Raw genomic sequence first — 14849 nt, 5'->3', positions numbered from 1 at the left:
GACGCACGACGCCCCATCTCACTCCACCAGTTTCCAGTTCCCGGCCTGGAAGCCCCTAACAGACCCGCCGGAACCATTCGCGGCCCGTCTGCGACACCACCGCTCACCCCCTAGACGAGAACGACATACCAGTCGGTTCCATCCCGAACACTCCAGGCGCTCTCGACAGATGAATGTGAGAGGCGTCACCCTGTCATTCATCCACGCGGGGAGGCATGGATGGGCAAGAGCCGCAGAACGATTCCGGAAGAGCTGTTGCTGCTCGCTCTGGACCCGACGACCGGGACCACAGCGCAGCCGCAGTCGCTCGACCTCGGCCTCGCCGGGGCACAGCTCGTCGAGCTGGCCCTGGCTGGACGGATAGCCCCTGATGGGGATCGTATCGCCGTGGTACACCCACGGCCGACAGGAGATCCGACACTGGACTCCGCGCTCGAGCTGCTGCGCCGTCGTGGCAGTCCGGTTCGCGCTGTCCACTGGATCGGCGGGCCCCGCCTGGGGCTGCGCCAGACGTATCTCGCGCATCTGGAGCGGTGCGGCATGGTGCATGCCGTAGCGGGACAGATGTGCGGGGTGCTGCCGACGACTCGCTACCAGGCGAGCGACAGCGAGGTCAGCCGGGACATCAGAGCCCGGCTCGACAACGCGATCCGCACCGGCGTCCCGCCGGACCCGCGGACCGCGGCTCTCGCTGCCCTCGCCCACGCGGTGGGCCTCGGCAAGCACCTGTATCCGGGGAACGAGGGCCGGTCATCGCGATCGCGCCTGCGGGACCTGATCAGATACGACCCGATGGGCGGTCTCGTCGCGCACGCCGTCATGGACGTGCAGAACGGCGCCGCGGCACAGCCGAAGCGGGCTCCCGTGCAGGGACGGCCCGCGGCGGTGGGGTCGGCCGGGCACAACAGCATGGCCCGGGCCGGAGCGCGATAGCGGCGCCCCGGAGCAGTGCGCGGGGCGAAGTTCGCAGTTCGCGGTACCCGGCAGATGAGCAGCACGCAGACAGCAGGGACGGCAGGCAAGGGCACGGTGTCCGGCGGCAGGGACCGGACACCGAAGGCCCGCCGTCCTCAGCGACCCTCCCCCGGCCCTCGGGCCCGGGGAAATCCAGGGAGCCGCTACGACGCGCGGGGTGGGGCACCGGTCAACGCCGGTCCCCCACCCCGCGCGTTGCGTTTGCGCAGTTCGTACGACCAATCGCCAGCGCGGTGATGACCGGTAGTGGCAGGCTGCTGACCAGCAGTACGCACGCGGTAGGAAAAGCGTCACAAGTGCGGCAGAGAAGAAGTACGAGAAGTAGTCCGGAGCCGGAGGTGCACCACCCGTGGCGGCCAACGTTAATCCCACCGTCAGGCGACGCCGACTTGGATCGGAGTTGCGCAAACTCCGCGAGACCAAGGGGATGACCGCGGAGGAGGTGGCGGCCCGGCTGCTGGTCTCGCAGTCCAAGATCAGCAGGCTGGAGAACGGCCGCCGCAGCATCAGCCAGCGCGATGTCCGCGACCTGTGCGGCGTGTACGGCGTCGAGGACCAGAGAATCGTCGATTCCCTCATGCACATGGCGAAGGAATCCCGTCAGCAGGGCTGGTGGCACGCGTTCGGCGATGTGCCGTACAGCGTCTACATCGGCCTGGAGACCGAAGCGGAATCACTCCGGGTGTACGACTCGCTCGTAGTTCCGGGCCTTCTGCAGACCCGCAACTACGCCGAGGCGGTCATCGAGGGCACGCTGCCCGAGGCCACCCCCGAGCAGGTCGACAAGCGCATCGACATCCGGCTGCGGCGCCAGGAGCGGATCACCGACCCGGCCTCTCCGCTGCGGTTCTGGGTCGTCATGGACGAATCCGCGCTGCGCCGGGTGGTCGGCAGCAAGGACGTCATGCGCGAACAGCTCGAGTACCTCGTGCAGATGGGCTCACAGGCGCACGTCACCGTTCAGGTACTCCCGTACGAAGCCGGCGCACACCCCGGCATGTCGGGAAACTTCGCGATTCTCGAATTCCCGGACGCGACCGATTCCAGTGTGGTGTACATCGAAGGCGTGACCTCCGACCTGTATCTGGAGAAGCCGGTCGATGTCCACGGATACAGCGTGATGTACGAGCATCTCCGTGCACAGGCACTGAGTGCCGAAGCGAGCCGTCAGTTCATCGCGGACGCCGCGAAGGAATACGCGCGCTGAGGCGAGTTGAGGGTCGGCGAACCGTCAACACAGCTCTCCAACCCACCCTGGACTGGGAAAGGCGGGAGAGTACACCCCCGTCGGCTCAATACGGAAGAGTCACATGGAATATGCCATCCGGTCGAGTGAATAGACCCTGCGGTGGGTGATGTTGGCGAGTAGCTTCAGTCGCGTCAGAGCTGCACAACCAGAAAAGCTCGGAGCGATCATGGCAATTCAGCTGGGCAACACCAAGGCGTGGACCAAGTCCTCGCGTTCTCAGGGGAACGGCGCATGCGTGGAGGTGGCCTCACCCACCCTCAGCGCTGTCGCCGTCCGTGACTCCAAGGATCCCTACGGTCCGACCCTCGACTTCTCGCCGGAGTCCTGGGCAGCCTTCGTCACCGACGTCGGCCGGGGTTCGTACGACCTCGACTGACCCGGTGGGAGCAGCAGAACCGATCAGCAGTGCCGAAGAGCCCTCTCGTCCGGCCCGCCGTCCTGGCCGAGAGGGCCCACTGCGGGCCGTGAGAGGCCCGCACCCGGCTCCGCTAGCGGAGCCGGTCCACGTAGGTGTCCGTGCCGGGGACGGTGGGGACGAAGGGCGCTACCAGCTCGACGCGGCCCAGGCCGGAGGCGGCGACCTCGTCGTCCAGGCCGGTGAAATGGGCGTCCCACGCCTCGCGGGGATCCTGTTGCAGGAACCAGAGCAGCGTCAGACGGGTGTCGACCCCCTCGACCTGCTTCACGTACGTCATCCTGTCGCCGGGCAGCGGCGTCGGCTTGAAGATCGTCACCATCGCGGCCGGTGAGCCCGCGAGGCGCTTGGGCAGGTGCCGGGAGCGCAGCCACTCCAGCAGTTCCTCGCGCTGCTCGGCCGATTCGGCGTCGATGACCTCCACGACCAGCCCGGCGTAAGGGTGGTCGAGCGCGTGGAAGTCCCGGGGGCCGGCGGCGCCGTCGCGGTAGACGGTGGCGGAGTGGTCCTGGAAGGCCGTGAAGACATGGGTGCGGTCCTGGTAGACCCGGCCGTCCCGGTTGAGGCGCTTGTTGATGCCGACGGTCCACTTCATGTGGTCGTCGTAGCGGCCGGCGGTGACCCAGTAGGTGGAGATGTAGCAGCCCGCGGTGACGGGCTGGGCGACGGCGGACTTCTCCGGGTAGCGGAGCAGCTGCAGATCGCGGGTGGCGACCCAGCGGCGCCCGGCGTACATCCAGGGCATGGCCATCGCGCCCGCGATGAAGTGATCGTCCTCGTACCACCTGTTGTAGGCGTACTCATGGCCCGGCAGGGGTTCCACCATGGTGATCAGGGCGTGCCCGACCCGCACCCCGTACGGCCCGACGGAGGCCAGCTCCGCGTACACCTCGCTGCGCGTCTCATCTGTCATGCCTACAGGTGTAGCTGACGATACGTCAGATGGGGAGGGGTCGGTCGCGACCGCGCGACGGATCCGGCCGCGCGGGCTTGCCTGCCGAGCGGCACGCCGTCGCGAACCGTGCTCCTGTTTCGTATGTTGGTCAAATAGGTGGACACGCCACCGATTATTCGTAGGCTGCGCGCATGACGCGAATGCATCGAGCGAACCGAGCCGACGTCCCCGCCCTGGCCGCCCGCGCCGCTTCGGTCGGCGCGTCGCCGGTACGCGAGATCCTCGCGCTCACCGCGCGCCCCGAAGTGATCTCCTTCGCGGGCGGACTGCCGGCCCCCGAGCTCTTCGACGCCGAGGGGATCCGCGCCGCCTACGACCAAGTGCTCGCCGAGGCGCCCCAGCGCGTGCTCCAGTACTCCACCACCGAGGGCGACCCGGCGCTGCGCGGCGCCGTCGCCGCCCGGCTCGGGGCGCGCGGGCTCCCGACCGACGCGGACGACCTGCTCGTCACCGCCGGCTCCCAGCAGGGCCTGGCGCTCCTCGCCACCGCGCTGCTGGAGCCGGGCGACACCGTCCTCGTCGAGGACCCCACCTATCTGGCCGCGCTGCAGTGCTTCGGCTTCACGGGGGCGCGGGTGCTGCCGGTGCCGTCCGACGAGGACGGGATCGATCCCGCCGCACTGGAGGAACTCGTCGTCCGCGAGCGGCCGAAACTGCTCTACCTGATCCCGAACTTCCAGAACCCCACCGGGCGTACGCTCCCGCTCGCCCGCCGGCAGGCGGTCGCCGAGGTCGCCGCACGGCACGGGCTGTGGATCGTCGAGGACGACCCGTACGGCGAGCTGCGGTTCGACGGGGAGCCCGTGCCGTGGATCGCCTCCCTGGAGGCGGCCGCCGACCGTACCGTCCTGCTGGGCTCGTTCTCCAAGATCATGGCGCCGGGCATGCGGCTCGGCTGGCTGCGGGCGCCGGAGGCGCTGCGGCGTGCCTGCGTCATCGCCAAGCAGGCCGCGGACCTGCACTCGTCCACCGTCGACCAGGCCGCGGCGGCGCGCTATCTCGCCGACCGCGACCTCGACGCCCATCTCCACCGCGTGCGCGGCGCGTACCGCCTGCGGCGCGACGCCCTGCTGGCCGGCCTGCCGGCCGCGCTCCCGGCGGGCAGCGCCTGGAACCGGCCCGACGGCGGGATGTTCCTGTGGGTCCGGCTGCCGGACGGCTTCGACGCCACCGCCCTGCTGCCGGTCGCCGTCGCGCACGATGTCGCGTACGTCCCCGGTGCCCCCTTCTACGCCGGCCCCGGCGACCCGGCCACCCTGCGCATGTCCTTCACGACGCACACCCCCACCGAGATCACGGAGGGCCTGCGGCGCCTCGCCAATTCCCTGACCGCAACGTCGGCACCTACGGTGCGCCGACCCGTCCGAACGTGAGGTGACCGGGGCCGGCCGGGGGCACCCCCGGCCGGAGGTTGGGGGGAGGGGTTACTCGAAATGCTGCCGAGCTATTTGTGAGCCGGCTGGGGGCGCCCCCGGCCGAAGGTTGGGGGACCGTAAACAGTCGATGTCGAAGCCCCGCCCCGGAGGACCCTGGCACCGGCACCCGCCCGGCGCGGGGGTGGCGTTCTGGTCGACATGGCCCTAACCTGACGATCCGTCAGAACTGCTCGGGTCAGAACTGGAACCGCGCCGGAGGCACGCATGTTGCTGTCAGGAAAGACCGTGGTCGTATCCGGGGTCGGCGCCGGGCTCGGGCAGCGCGTGGCCGTCACCGCCGCGCGCGACGGCGCGAACGTGGTGCTCGGGGCGCGGACCGAGGCGCAGCTCGCGAAAGTGGCGGAGGAGATCGACCCCGAAGGGTCGAAGGTGGCGTGGCTCTCCACCGACATCGCCGAAGGCGACCAGTGCGAGGCGCTCGCGGCGCTGGCGGTCGAGCGGTTCGGCGGGATCGACGCGGTTGTGCATGTCGCCGCCATGGACGGCTACTTCGGCGGTCTGGAGGACGCGGACTTCGCCTCGTGGCAGCGGGTCCTGGACGTCAATCTGCTCGGCACCCTGCGGCTCACCAAGGCGTGCCTGCCGGCGCTGAAGGCGCACGGCGGTTCGGTGGTGATCATCGGGACGCAGTCCGCGGTGGCGGCGCCCTCGCAGGTGCGGCAGGCGGCGTACGCGGCGTCCAAGGGCGCTCTGACGTCGGCCATGTACTCGGTGGCGCGCGAGCTGGGCCCGTACCGGATCCGGGTGAACACGGTGCTGCCCGGCTGGATGTGGGGCCCGCCGGTGCAGGCGTTCGTCCAGTTCTCGGCACACACCGAAGGCGTGTCCGAGGACGAGGTGCTGGGCCGGCTCACCGAGCGGATGGCGCTCCCGGAGCTGGCGACGGACGGGGACGTGGCGGAGGCCGCGGTCTTCCTGGCCTCCGACCGGGCTCGTGCGATCACCGGGCAGTCGCTGCTGGTGAACGCCGGCGAGCTGATGCGGTAGCACTCGGCGGCAACGCGGCCCGGCGTCCCTCCAGGACGCGGCGGACACGCAGCGGCAATCGGCGCGACCGGCCCCCTCCTCTCTCTACCGCGCGGGATCCCGTTCCCGCGCGGTACTTCGTCATGCCCCGCAGGACGTCCAGCGAAGTGCCCGCTCATCGTGTGTTCGCGGTCACGGTCACGACAATGCCAAGGAAGGTCAAGAACGAGTAAAATCGTTCGGCTTTCTGATTTCTGTTCAGACTCTTGAACGCGGAGACCCTTGACCGACCTCCCTGACAGGGGGTTCAATCCCGGAAGTCCCCACTCCCGCACGGGGGCACCCGCCGCAGCGAACGTCACAGCGAAGTGCGTTTCACGTTCACAAGGCGGACCCCCTGGAGGGGACATGAACAATCTCGACTGGGCCGTACTCATCGCCTACTTCGGCGTGATGATCGCGATCGGAGTCTGGTCGCACAAGCGCATCGACGATGTCGGCGACTACTTCACCGCCGGCGGCAAGATGCCCTGGTGGCTGGCGGGCATCTCGCACCACATGTCCGGTTACAGCGCGGTGATGTTCACCGGATACGCGGGCATCGCCTACAAGTACGGGGTGACGTCCTACGTCACCTGGTCCTTCCCGATCGCGATCGGGATCGCCATCGGCGCCAACCTGTTCGCGCCCCGGATCAGCCGGCTGCGCTCCCGGCTGCATGTCGCCTCGCCGCTCGAATACCTCAAGAACCGGTACAACCTCACCACCCAGCAGGCGCTCGCCTGGTCCGGTGTGCTGCTGAAGATCGTCGACGTGGGCGCCAAGTGGGCGGCCATCGCGACCCTGCTGTCGGTGTTCACCGGCGTCACGATCACCCAGGGCATCGTCATCACCGGCGCGATCACCGCCGTCTACTGCACCGTCGGCGGTCTGTGGGCCGACGCGCTCACCGAACTGGGGCAGTTCGTCATCCAGCTGCTGGCCGGTCTCGCCATGCTGGTGGCCGCCCTCAGCAAGATCGGCGGCATCAGCGGGATCTGGAACGTCTGGGACGACCCGAAGCTGCAGGGGCACACCAGCGGCACCGCGGGGCCGTACACGCTGATCTTCCTGCTGGCGTATCTGTTCATCAAGACCTTCGAGTACAACGGCGGCATGTGGAACCAGGCCCAGCGCTACATGGCCACCGCCAACGCCAAGGAGGCCGTCCGCTCGGCCCGGCTCTCCGCCGCCCTGTGGTTCATCTGGCCGCTGGTGCTCTTCTTCCCGATGTGGGTCTCCCCGCTGCTGGTGACCGCCAAGAAGCCCGACGGGTCGGACTCGTACGGCCTGATGGTCGAGCAACTGCTGCCGCACGGACTGCTGGGACTGGTCGTCGTCGGCTTCTTCTCGCACACCATGGCCATGTGCTCCTCCGACGCCAACGCCATCGCGGCCGTCGTCACGCGCGACATCGCCCCGGCGTTCTCCAAGACGGCACGGGCCTGGACCCAGCGCGCCGGACTGATCGCCGCGCGGCTCACCACGCTCGCCTTCCTCGGCCTGTCCATGGCGATCGCCACCCAGGTCAACTCGCCCACCTTCAAGGACATCATCACCATCGTCATCAAGTGGGTGGCGGGACTGATGGGGCCGATCGCCATCCCCTTCATGCTCGGCCTGCTGCGACCGTTCCGTAAGTCCGGGCCGACCGCCGCGCTCACCAGCTGGGCGATGGGTCTCCTGGCGTTCTACCTGCTCAACTACCCGGTCAATGACGCGATCGACGGCGGGGTGAACCTGGAGTACCAGATCTCGGTACCGCTCGCCGTCTCGCTCGTCCTGTACATCGTCATCGGCTTCATCAAGCCGGAGGACACCCCGGAGCGGGACGCGCTGCTGGAGAAGATCAACACGGACGGTGGCGGCGACAGCGGTTCCGCCGCGGCCGCGGCCGTCCCGGAGCCGGCCAAGCCGCAGGACACGGCGGCGGTCCCCGCCAACGACTGAGGCGGCGGCTACGAAACGTAAGGGCCGGTCCTCCAGGGGACCGGTCCTTACGCGTTCGGGTAGCGCTCCAGCCAGGACGGTGACGACCCGGCCGGGCCGTGCAGCGCCGGGGCCTGTGTCATCTCCATCGCGAAGTCGTCGGCGAGCTGCAGGATCGTGCCGCGCCCCTCCAGCTCCGCTATCCACGACGGCGGCAGCGCCGTCTCGCCGTGCTGCGCGCCCAGCAGGTTGCCGCAGACCGAACCGGTCGAGTCGCTGTCCCCGCCGTGGTTCACCGCCAGCAGCAGGCCGTGCCGGACGTCCTCGGCGACGAGCGCGCAGTACACGCCGATCGCCAGCGCCTCCTCCGCCGTCCAGCCCTCCCCCAGCGACTCCACGCGCTCCGGTGACGGCATCCCCTGCCGGACGGCGCCCAGCGCCCGCTGCAGGGCGTCCGTGGTCTCCTGGTGGTCGGGGCGCGAGCCGAGCAGCGCCAGCGCGTGCTGCACGGCGCCGTCGAGCGCGTCGCCGCGCGCCAGCCCGTGCACGATGACGGCGAACGCACCCGCGGCCAGCTGCCCGGTGGGGTGGCCGTGGGTCTGCGCCGCGCACTCGACCGCGAGCTGGAACACCAGCCCCGGCTCCCAGCCGACCAGCAGCCCGAACGGCGCCGAGCGCATCACCGTGCCACAGCCCTTGGAGTCGGGGTTCTTCGGATGCTCGACGGTGCCCATCCGGTCGTCTCCGAGCCCGTTCAGGCACGCCCGGCCGGGCGCGCGGCGCGCGTACAGCCACTCCTCGCGCGCCAGCCAGCCGGTGTCCTTGCGGCGCTCGTCGGGCCCCCAGTCGCTCTGGGTGGCCGCCCAGCGCAGATAGGCGCGGTGCACGTCGGTGGGCGGATGCCAGGCGCCGCTGTCGCGCCGCACCTGGGCCCGTATCAAGCCTTCCGTGGTGAAAAGGGTCATCTGGGTGTCGTCGGTGACCGTGCCCCGGCGGCCGAACGCCGGCACGAAGTCCGTGACGCCGTCCGGGCCGTGCTCCGCCCGGATCGCCTTCAGCGAGTCGAACTCGATGCCCGCGCCCAGCGCGTCGCCGATCGCCCCGCCGAGCAGGCAGCCGCGTACGCGGCTGCGGAAATCCTGCTGCTGCGCCCGTCCCCAAACCGCCGTCAAAGCGAGCCCCTTCGGTCAGCAGCTGTCAGTCGCAGCACGATAGTCGACATTGCCGCTCACGTCCCGTGTCCCCGACGGCACAGGGGGTGCACCGGCCAGGGCTCGTCGCACGCCCCCACGGCCCGTCGCACGCCCCCTGTCCGTACGCCGTCCGCCCCCATCACGGATGCCGTCCGTCCCCTCCACCGCCGTCCCCTCCACCGCCGGCCCCTCCACCGCCGTCCCCTCCACCGCCGTCCCCTACGCGTCGAGCACCGGCAGCAACTCCGGCAGATGGCCGTCGGAGGCGAGGCCCGCCGCCTGGCGCTCCGCGGAGACCTCGCCGTACAGGGTGGTGCGCTGACGGGCCGGCCGGCCGGCCGATTCCGCGATGGCGACCAGGTCCTGGATCGACCGGTAGGAGCCGTAACTGGAGCCGGCCATCCGGGAGATGGTCTCCTCCATCAACGTGCCGCCCAGGTCGTTCGCCCCGGAGCGCAGCATCTCCGCCGCGCCCTCCGCGCCCAGCTTGACCCAACTCGTCTGGATGTTGGGAATATGGGTGTGCAGCAGCAGCCGGGCCATCGCCGTGACCGCCCGGTTGTCCCGCAGCGTCGGGCCGGGGCGGGCGATACCGGCCAGGTAGACGGGCGCGTTGGTGTGGATGAAGGGCAGCGTCACGAACTCCGTGAAGCCGCCGGTCTCCTGCTGGATCTCGGCGAGCAGCCGCAGATGGCCCAGCCAGTGGTGCGGCTGGTCCACATGCCCGTACATCATCGTGGAGGACGAGCGCAGGCCCAGCGAGTGCGCGGCCTTCACGACCTCCACCCACGTCGCCGTCGGCAGCTTGCCCTTGGTGAGGACCCAGCGCACCTCGTCGTCCAGGATCTCGGCGGCCGTGCCGGGGATCGAGTCGAGCCCGGCCTCCTGGGCCGCCGCCAGCCAGTCGCGGATCGACATGCCCGTACGCGTCGCCCCGTTGGCGACCTCCATCGGCGAGAAGGCGTGCACGTGCATGCCCGGCACGCGCTCCTTCACCGCCCGCGCGATGTCGAAGTACGCGGTGCCCGGCAGGTCCGGGTGGATACCGCCCTGCATGCACACCTCGGTCGCGCCGACCTCCCACGCCTGCTCGGCGCGGTCGGCGACCTGCGACAGGGACAGCGTGTACGCGTCCGCGTCGGTGCGGCGCTGCGCGAAGGCGCAGAACCGGCAGCCGGTGTAGCAGACGTTGGTGAAGTTGATGTTCCTGGTGACGATGTACGTGACCTCGTCGCCGACCGTGTCGCGCCGCACGTCGTCCGCGATCCGGCACAGCGCGTCCAGCGCCGGGCCGTCCGCGTGCAGCAGCGCGAGCGCCTGCTCGTCGGTGAGCTTCGTCGGATCGTCCGCGGCCGTCGCGAGCGCGGACCGTACGTCCCCGTCGACGCGGTCCGGCACCATGCCGGGCGCCGCCTGCTCGCGCAGCGACTCCCAGTCGCCGTACACGTCGTCGAAGTCGTCCCTGCGGTCGCCGGTGCGCCCGGTGGTGTCGATCGTCGCGTGCAGGTCGGTGCGGCCGGTGGCCGTGAACGCCTCGTCCGGCTCCTGCCAGAGCAGCCCGACGGGCTTCGCGTCCTCGTCCGCCAGCGCCGTTTCGGGGTCCGCGAGGGCCCGGACGTGCGGCAGCAGCCGCGGGTCGAGCCACGGCTCGCCGCGCTGGATGAACTCGGGGTAGATCGTGAGCCGCTCGCGCAGCGTGAACCCGGCGGCGGCGGTCCTCTCGGCCAGCTCGTCGATGTTCGGCCACGGGCGCTCGGGGTTGACGTGGTCGGGGGTCAGCGGGGACACCCCGCCCCAGTCGTCGATCCCCGCGTCGATGAATCGCGCGTACTCCCCGTCCACCAGGTTCGGCGGCGCCTGGACGCGGGCCGCCGGGCCGAGGAGCAGCCGGGCGACCGCGATCGCCGCCGCCAGCTCCTCCAGCTCCGCGTCCGGCATGCCGCGCATCGCCGTGTCCGGCTTGGCGCGGAAGTTCTGGATGATCACTTCCTGGATGCCGTGGTACTGGCGGGCGATCTTCCGTATCGCGAACAGTGATTCGGCGCGCTCCGCGTATGTCTCCCCGATCCCGATCAGAATGCCGGTGGTGAACGGGACGTTGGAGCGGCCGGCGTCCTCGAGGACCCGCAGCCGTACGGCCGGGTCCTTGTCGGGCGAGCCGTAGTGCGGGCCGCCGGGCTCGGACCAGAGCCGGGTCGCCGTCGTCTCCAGCATCATGCCCATCGACGGCGCGACCGGCTTGAGACGCTGCAGGTCCTGCCACGACAGAACGCCGGGGTTCAGGTGCGGCAGCAGTCCAGTCTCCTCCAGCACCCGGATCGCCATCGCGCGCACATACGCGAGCGTGTCGTCGTACCCGTGCGCGTCCAGCCACTCCCGCGCCTCGGGCCAGCGCTCCTCCGGACGGTCCCCGAGCGTGAACAGGGCCTCCTTGCAGCCCATTTCCGCGCCCTTGCGCGCGATGTCGAGGACCTCGTCGGGAGACAGGTACATCCCGTGCCCCTCGCGGCGCAGCTTGCCGGGCACCGTCACGAAGGTGCAGTAATGGCACTTGTCACGGCACAGCCGGGTCAGCGGGATGAAGACCTTCCGCGAGTACGTGATCACCCCGGGACGGCCGGCCGTCTCCAGGCCCGCGTCACGCACCCGGGCCGCGGTCGCGGACAGGTCCACCAGGTCGTCACCACGTGCCTGCAGCAGCACCGCCGCCTCGGCGGTGTCCAGCGCGACTCCGTCGCGGGCACGCTTCAGCGCGCGCCGCATGCCGTTGGTAGTGGGGGTCGGCTCCTCGGGGCGGGACAGGCTCATGGTCATCTCCCGAGCATAGGTCGCTGCCCGGCACGCGGGGTCATGGCATTTGCTATGGCGTTGGCCACCCGGGGGGCGGTGTGGGTCGCAGGGACCGCGCGTGGTCGTACGGCGCGGGTCACAGGAACCGCGCGTAGTCGTCCAGCACGCGCAGCACCTCGTCCTCGCCGGCCGGTGGCAGCTGGACCACGCACTCCTCGATGCCCAGCTCACCGAAGTGCGCGAGCTTTCCCTCGGTCGGGCGCACCGCCGACGGAACGATCTGCGGCCCGCCCGGTCCGCGGCCCGCCCCGTCCCATACCTCCCGCAGCCGCGGCAGCGCGTCGGCGAGGCCGCCGCCCCCGATCGGCATCCAGCCGTCCGCGTAGTCCGCGATGTGTCCGAACAGTTTCGGCCCGGCGGCCCCGCCGACCAGCGTCCGCAGCGGACCCACCGGCTTCGGATGGGCCTGGCTCGCCGCCACCGACGCGAACTCCCCCGCGTACGCCGTCGGCTCGGGCGCCCACAGCGCCCGCATCACCCGCATCCGGTCCCGTACGAGATCGCGCCGGCGCGCCCACTCCACTCCGTGGTCCGCCGCCTCCTCCACGTTCCAGCCGAAACCCACCCCGAGCGTGAACCGCCCGCCCGAGAGGTGGTCGAGCGTCGCGATCTGCTTCGCCAGCACGATCGGATCGTGCTGCGCGACCAGCGTGATGGCGGTCCCCAGCGCGATCCGCCGGGTGACCGCCGCGGCGGCCGCGAGCGCGGTGAACGGGTCGAGCGTCCGCCCGTACTCGCGCGGCAGCGGCTCCCCCATCGGCGCCGGCGTGGTCCTGGCCACCGGAATGTGCGTGTGCTCCGGCAGGAACAGCCCGGCGAACCCGCGCTGCTCCAGTTCCTCGGCGAGGCGCACGGGGCCGATGGTCTCGTCGGTCAGGAAGATCGTGGTGTTGATCCGCACGGGCAACCTCCGGTTGAGGGTGGAGTCGAACTTCGTTCAGCTACGTGTGCGTTTGCATGCGATCCGGTCATCCGCCGGCCGCTCGCCGTTCCGGCCTCCGACGCTCCGGAGTAGAACAGTTCGCTGCGGAACCTCCCACCCCTCTCGCCCAGGAGGCACGACGGATGGAACGACGCGAAGTTCTCAAGTTCACAGCGCTCGCGGGAGCCACCGGAGTGTTTACGCTGGCTCCTGTGAGCTTCGCTGGAGCCGAGCCCGCGGGCGCGGGTGCGCAGGACAGCGCCCCCGCGGCCGAGGAGACCCGTACCGTCACCGGGCATCTGCCCACGGGTGTGGCGGACTTCGTCTACCTGCCCGTGAACGTGCCGCACGGCGTCCGTGAGATCGCCGTCTCGTACACCTACGACCGGCCGGCCGTGCCCGTCGGAACCGTCGGCAACGCCTGCGACATCGGCATCTTCGACCAGCACGGCACCGCGCTCGGCGGCAAGGGCTTCCGCGGCTGGTCCGGCGGCGCCCGCACCGCATTCACGATCAGCGCCGAGCAGGCCACGCCGGGGTATCTCGCGGGACCGGTCTCTCCCGGCACCTGGAACGTCGTCCTCGGGCCGTACACCGTCGCCCCACAGGGGCTGGACTACTCCGTCACCATCACCCTGCGCTACGGCCCGCGGGGCACCACCCCGGCGCCCACCTACCCGCCGCAGCACGCCAAGGGGCGCGGCCGCGCCTGGTACCGCGGCGACTGCCATCTGCACACCGTCCACTCCGACGGGCAGCGCACCCCGGCCGAGGTCACCGCCGCCGCGCGCGCCGCCGGACTCGACTTCATCAACACCAGCGAGCACAACACCACGTCCGCGCACTCCGTCTACGGGCCGCTCGCCGGCGACGACCTGCTCGTCCTCACCGGCGAGGAGATCACCACCCGCAACGGCCACTACCTGGCCATCGGCACGGACCCCGGCGTCTGGTTCGACTGGCGCTACCGCGCCCGCGACGACGCGTACGCGCGGTTCGCGCGCAAGATCCGCGGGGCGGGCGGCCTGGTGGTGCCGGCCCATCCGTACGGGATCTTCCCCGCCAGCCAGTGGAAGTTCGGCTACGACCAGGCGGACGCCATCGAGGTCTGGAACGGCCCCTGGGGCCCCGACGACGAGCTCTCCCTCAACACCTGGGACAACCTCCTCACGGCGTCCACCCGCGGCGACGGTCACTGGATCCCCGCCATGGGCAACTCGGACGCCCACCGCGAGCCGCAGGTCGTGGGCCTCCCCCAGACGGTCGTCCTCGCGGACGGCCTTGACCGTGCGGCTCTGCTCGCGGGAATCCGCGCGGGGCGCAGCTGGCTCGCGGAGTCGTCCGACGTCCAGCTCGCTTTCACGGCCACCGGGCCGCATGGGGAGCATGCGGGGATCGGGGAGCGGCTGGTGGTGGGGGCGGAGGACGTCGTGACGGTGCGGCTGGAGGTGTCGGGGGTGCCGGGGGTGCCGGTTGGGGGCGGGGTGTTCGGGGCGCAGGTGCGGTTGATGACGGACGAGGGCCAGATGTTCGCCACGCAGCTTGCTCCCTCCGGGGCGGGTTCCGTTGAGTGGCGGACGACGGCGTCGCTGGCGGCGTACGTCCGGGCGGAGGTGCGGCATCCGGTTACTGACGGTGGGGTGAGTGGGCTTCCGGGGGCGGTTGCTGCGCTGACGAATCCGATGTGGCTGGACGTTCGGTAGGGGTCGGGGGCCGGGCCCTCCGGGGGAGGGGTCCGAAATCGTATATTTACGGGCCTGGCGGCCCACAAATACACGGCAGCATTTCGGACCCCTCCCCCTGCGGCCCCGTCCCCCTCACGTCACAACCGGCGCACTGATGCGGGTGCCGATACACGTGCATCGGGTCCGTCCCCCGCCCCTTCACGTCCGCGGGTGCGGGGGCGGGTGCGCCACCGCC

At 70.7% G+C, this 14849-nt stretch carries 11 protein-coding genes; 7 read left to right on the top strand and 4 right to left on the bottom strand.

Features of this window, described 5'->3' with window-relative positions; genetic code table 11:
- The first annotated feature begins 219 nt into the window (after positions 1-219).
- The 3 genes from O3W51_RS04930 to O3W51_RS04920 all read left to right on the top strand — a co-directional run bounded on the left by O3W51_RS04930 (position 220) and on the right by O3W51_RS04920 (position 2600).
- Entirely contained in the window at positions 220-933 is a 714-nt protein-coding gene (locus O3W51_RS04930) for a GOLPH3/VPS74 family protein (protein WP_138353593.1), read from the top strand.
- Between the two features lie 391 nt (positions 934-1324).
- Positions 1325-2182, top strand: coding sequence for a helix-turn-helix domain-containing protein (locus O3W51_RS04925; RefSeq protein ID WP_138353592.1), 858 nt, complete (start codon positions 1325-1327; stop codon positions 2180-2182).
- Positions 2183-2390: 208 nt separating this feature from the next.
- Positions 2391-2600 carry a DUF397 domain-containing protein gene (locus O3W51_RS04920; protein WP_138353591.1) on the top strand — a complete coding sequence of 70 codons (210 nt, stop codon included), beginning with the start codon at positions 2391-2393 and terminating at the stop codon, positions 2598-2600.
- Positions 2601-2712: 112 nt separating this feature from the next.
- On the opposite strand, the gene O3W51_RS04915 is transcribed toward O3W51_RS04920, so the two are convergent.
- The gene (locus O3W51_RS04915) at positions 2713-3552 is read right to left on the bottom strand and encodes a hypothetical protein (protein WP_138353590.1); all 840 of its coding nucleotides are present in this window, start codon (positions 3550-3552) and stop codon (positions 2713-2715) included.
- 173 nt (positions 3553-3725) lie between these two features.
- Between O3W51_RS04915 and O3W51_RS04910 the strand changes: the two genes are divergently transcribed.
- From O3W51_RS04910 to O3W51_RS04900, 3 genes are all read left to right on the top strand, one after another.
- A complete protein-coding gene (locus O3W51_RS04910) occupies positions 3726-4967 on the top strand; it encodes an aminotransferase-like domain-containing protein (RefSeq protein ID WP_232485312.1) in 1242 nt (413 codons plus the stop codon).
- 267 nt (positions 4968-5234) lie between these two features.
- Entirely contained in the window at positions 5235-6017 is a 783-nt protein-coding gene (locus tag O3W51_RS04905) for an SDR family oxidoreductase (protein ID WP_138353588.1), read from the top strand.
- Between the two features lie 387 nt (positions 6018-6404).
- The gene (locus O3W51_RS04900; protein WP_138353587.1) at positions 6405-7985 is read left to right on the top strand and encodes a sodium:solute symporter family protein; all 1581 of its coding nucleotides are present in this window, start codon (positions 6405-6407) and stop codon (positions 7983-7985) included.
- 47 nt (positions 7986-8032) lie between these two features.
- Here O3W51_RS04900 and O3W51_RS04895 read toward each other — a convergent pair whose 3' ends face one another.
- The 3 genes from O3W51_RS04895 to O3W51_RS04885 form a co-directional block, all read right to left on the bottom strand.
- Positions 8033-9136, bottom strand: a complete 1104-nt coding sequence (locus O3W51_RS04895; protein ID WP_138353586.1) for an ADP-ribosylglycohydrolase family protein — start codon at positions 9134-9136, stop codon at positions 8033-8035.
- 240 nt (positions 9137-9376) lie between these two features.
- A complete protein-coding gene (locus O3W51_RS04890; RefSeq protein ID WP_138353585.1) occupies positions 9377-11971 on the bottom strand; it encodes a bifunctional FO biosynthesis protein CofGH in 2595 nt (864 codons plus the stop codon).
- 112 nt (positions 11972-12083) lie between these two features.
- The gene (locus O3W51_RS04885) at positions 12084-12908 is read right to left on the bottom strand and encodes a TIGR03619 family F420-dependent LLM class oxidoreductase (RefSeq protein WP_198357773.1); all 825 of its coding nucleotides are present in this window, start codon (positions 12906-12908) and stop codon (positions 12084-12086) included.
- 164 nt (positions 12909-13072) lie between these two features.
- Between O3W51_RS04885 and O3W51_RS04880 the strand changes: the two genes are divergently transcribed.
- On the top strand, positions 13073-14632 hold the full coding sequence (locus tag O3W51_RS04880) for a CehA/McbA family metallohydrolase (protein WP_138353583.1): 1560 nt from the start codon (positions 13073-13075) through the stop codon (positions 14630-14632).
- Positions 14633-14849: the final 217 nt, after the last annotated feature.

It is taken from the genome of Streptomyces sp. H39-C1 (assembly GCF_027158125.1).
Classification (GTDB): Bacteria; Actinomycetota; Actinomycetes; order Streptomycetales; family Streptomycetaceae; genus Actinacidiphila; species Actinacidiphila fildesensis.
The sequence above is the reverse complement of the archived record's forward strand: the minus strand, read 5'-3'. Positions and strand labels throughout refer to the sequence as shown.

Coding starts and splice junctions, on each gene's coding strand:
- O3W51_RS04930 (WP_138353593.1), top strand. CDS start 220: ATGGGCAAGAGCCGCAGAACGATTCCGGAAGAGCTGTTGCTGCTCGCT.
- O3W51_RS04920 (WP_138353591.1), top strand. CDS start 2,391: ATGGCAATTCAGCTGGGCAACACCAAGGCGTGGACCAAGTCCTCGCGT.
- O3W51_RS04915 (WP_138353590.1), bottom strand. CDS start 3,552: ATGACAGATGAGACGCGCAGCGAGGTGTACGCGGAGCTGGCCTCCGTC.
- O3W51_RS04910 (WP_232485312.1), top strand. CDS start 3,726: ATGACGCGAATGCATCGAGCGAACCGAGCCGACGTCCCCGCCCTGGCC.
- O3W51_RS04905 (WP_138353588.1), top strand. CDS start 5,235: ATGTTGCTGTCAGGAAAGACCGTGGTCGTATCCGGGGTCGGCGCCGGG.
- O3W51_RS04900 (WP_138353587.1), top strand. CDS start 6,405: ATGAACAATCTCGACTGGGCCGTACTCATCGCCTACTTCGGCGTGATG.
- O3W51_RS04890 (WP_138353585.1), bottom strand. CDS start 11,971: ATGACCATGAGCCTGTCCCGCCCCGAGGAGCCGACCCCCACTACCAAC.
- O3W51_RS04880 (WP_138353583.1), top strand. CDS start 13,073: ATGGAACGACGCGAAGTTCTCAAGTTCACAGCGCTCGCGGGAGCCACC.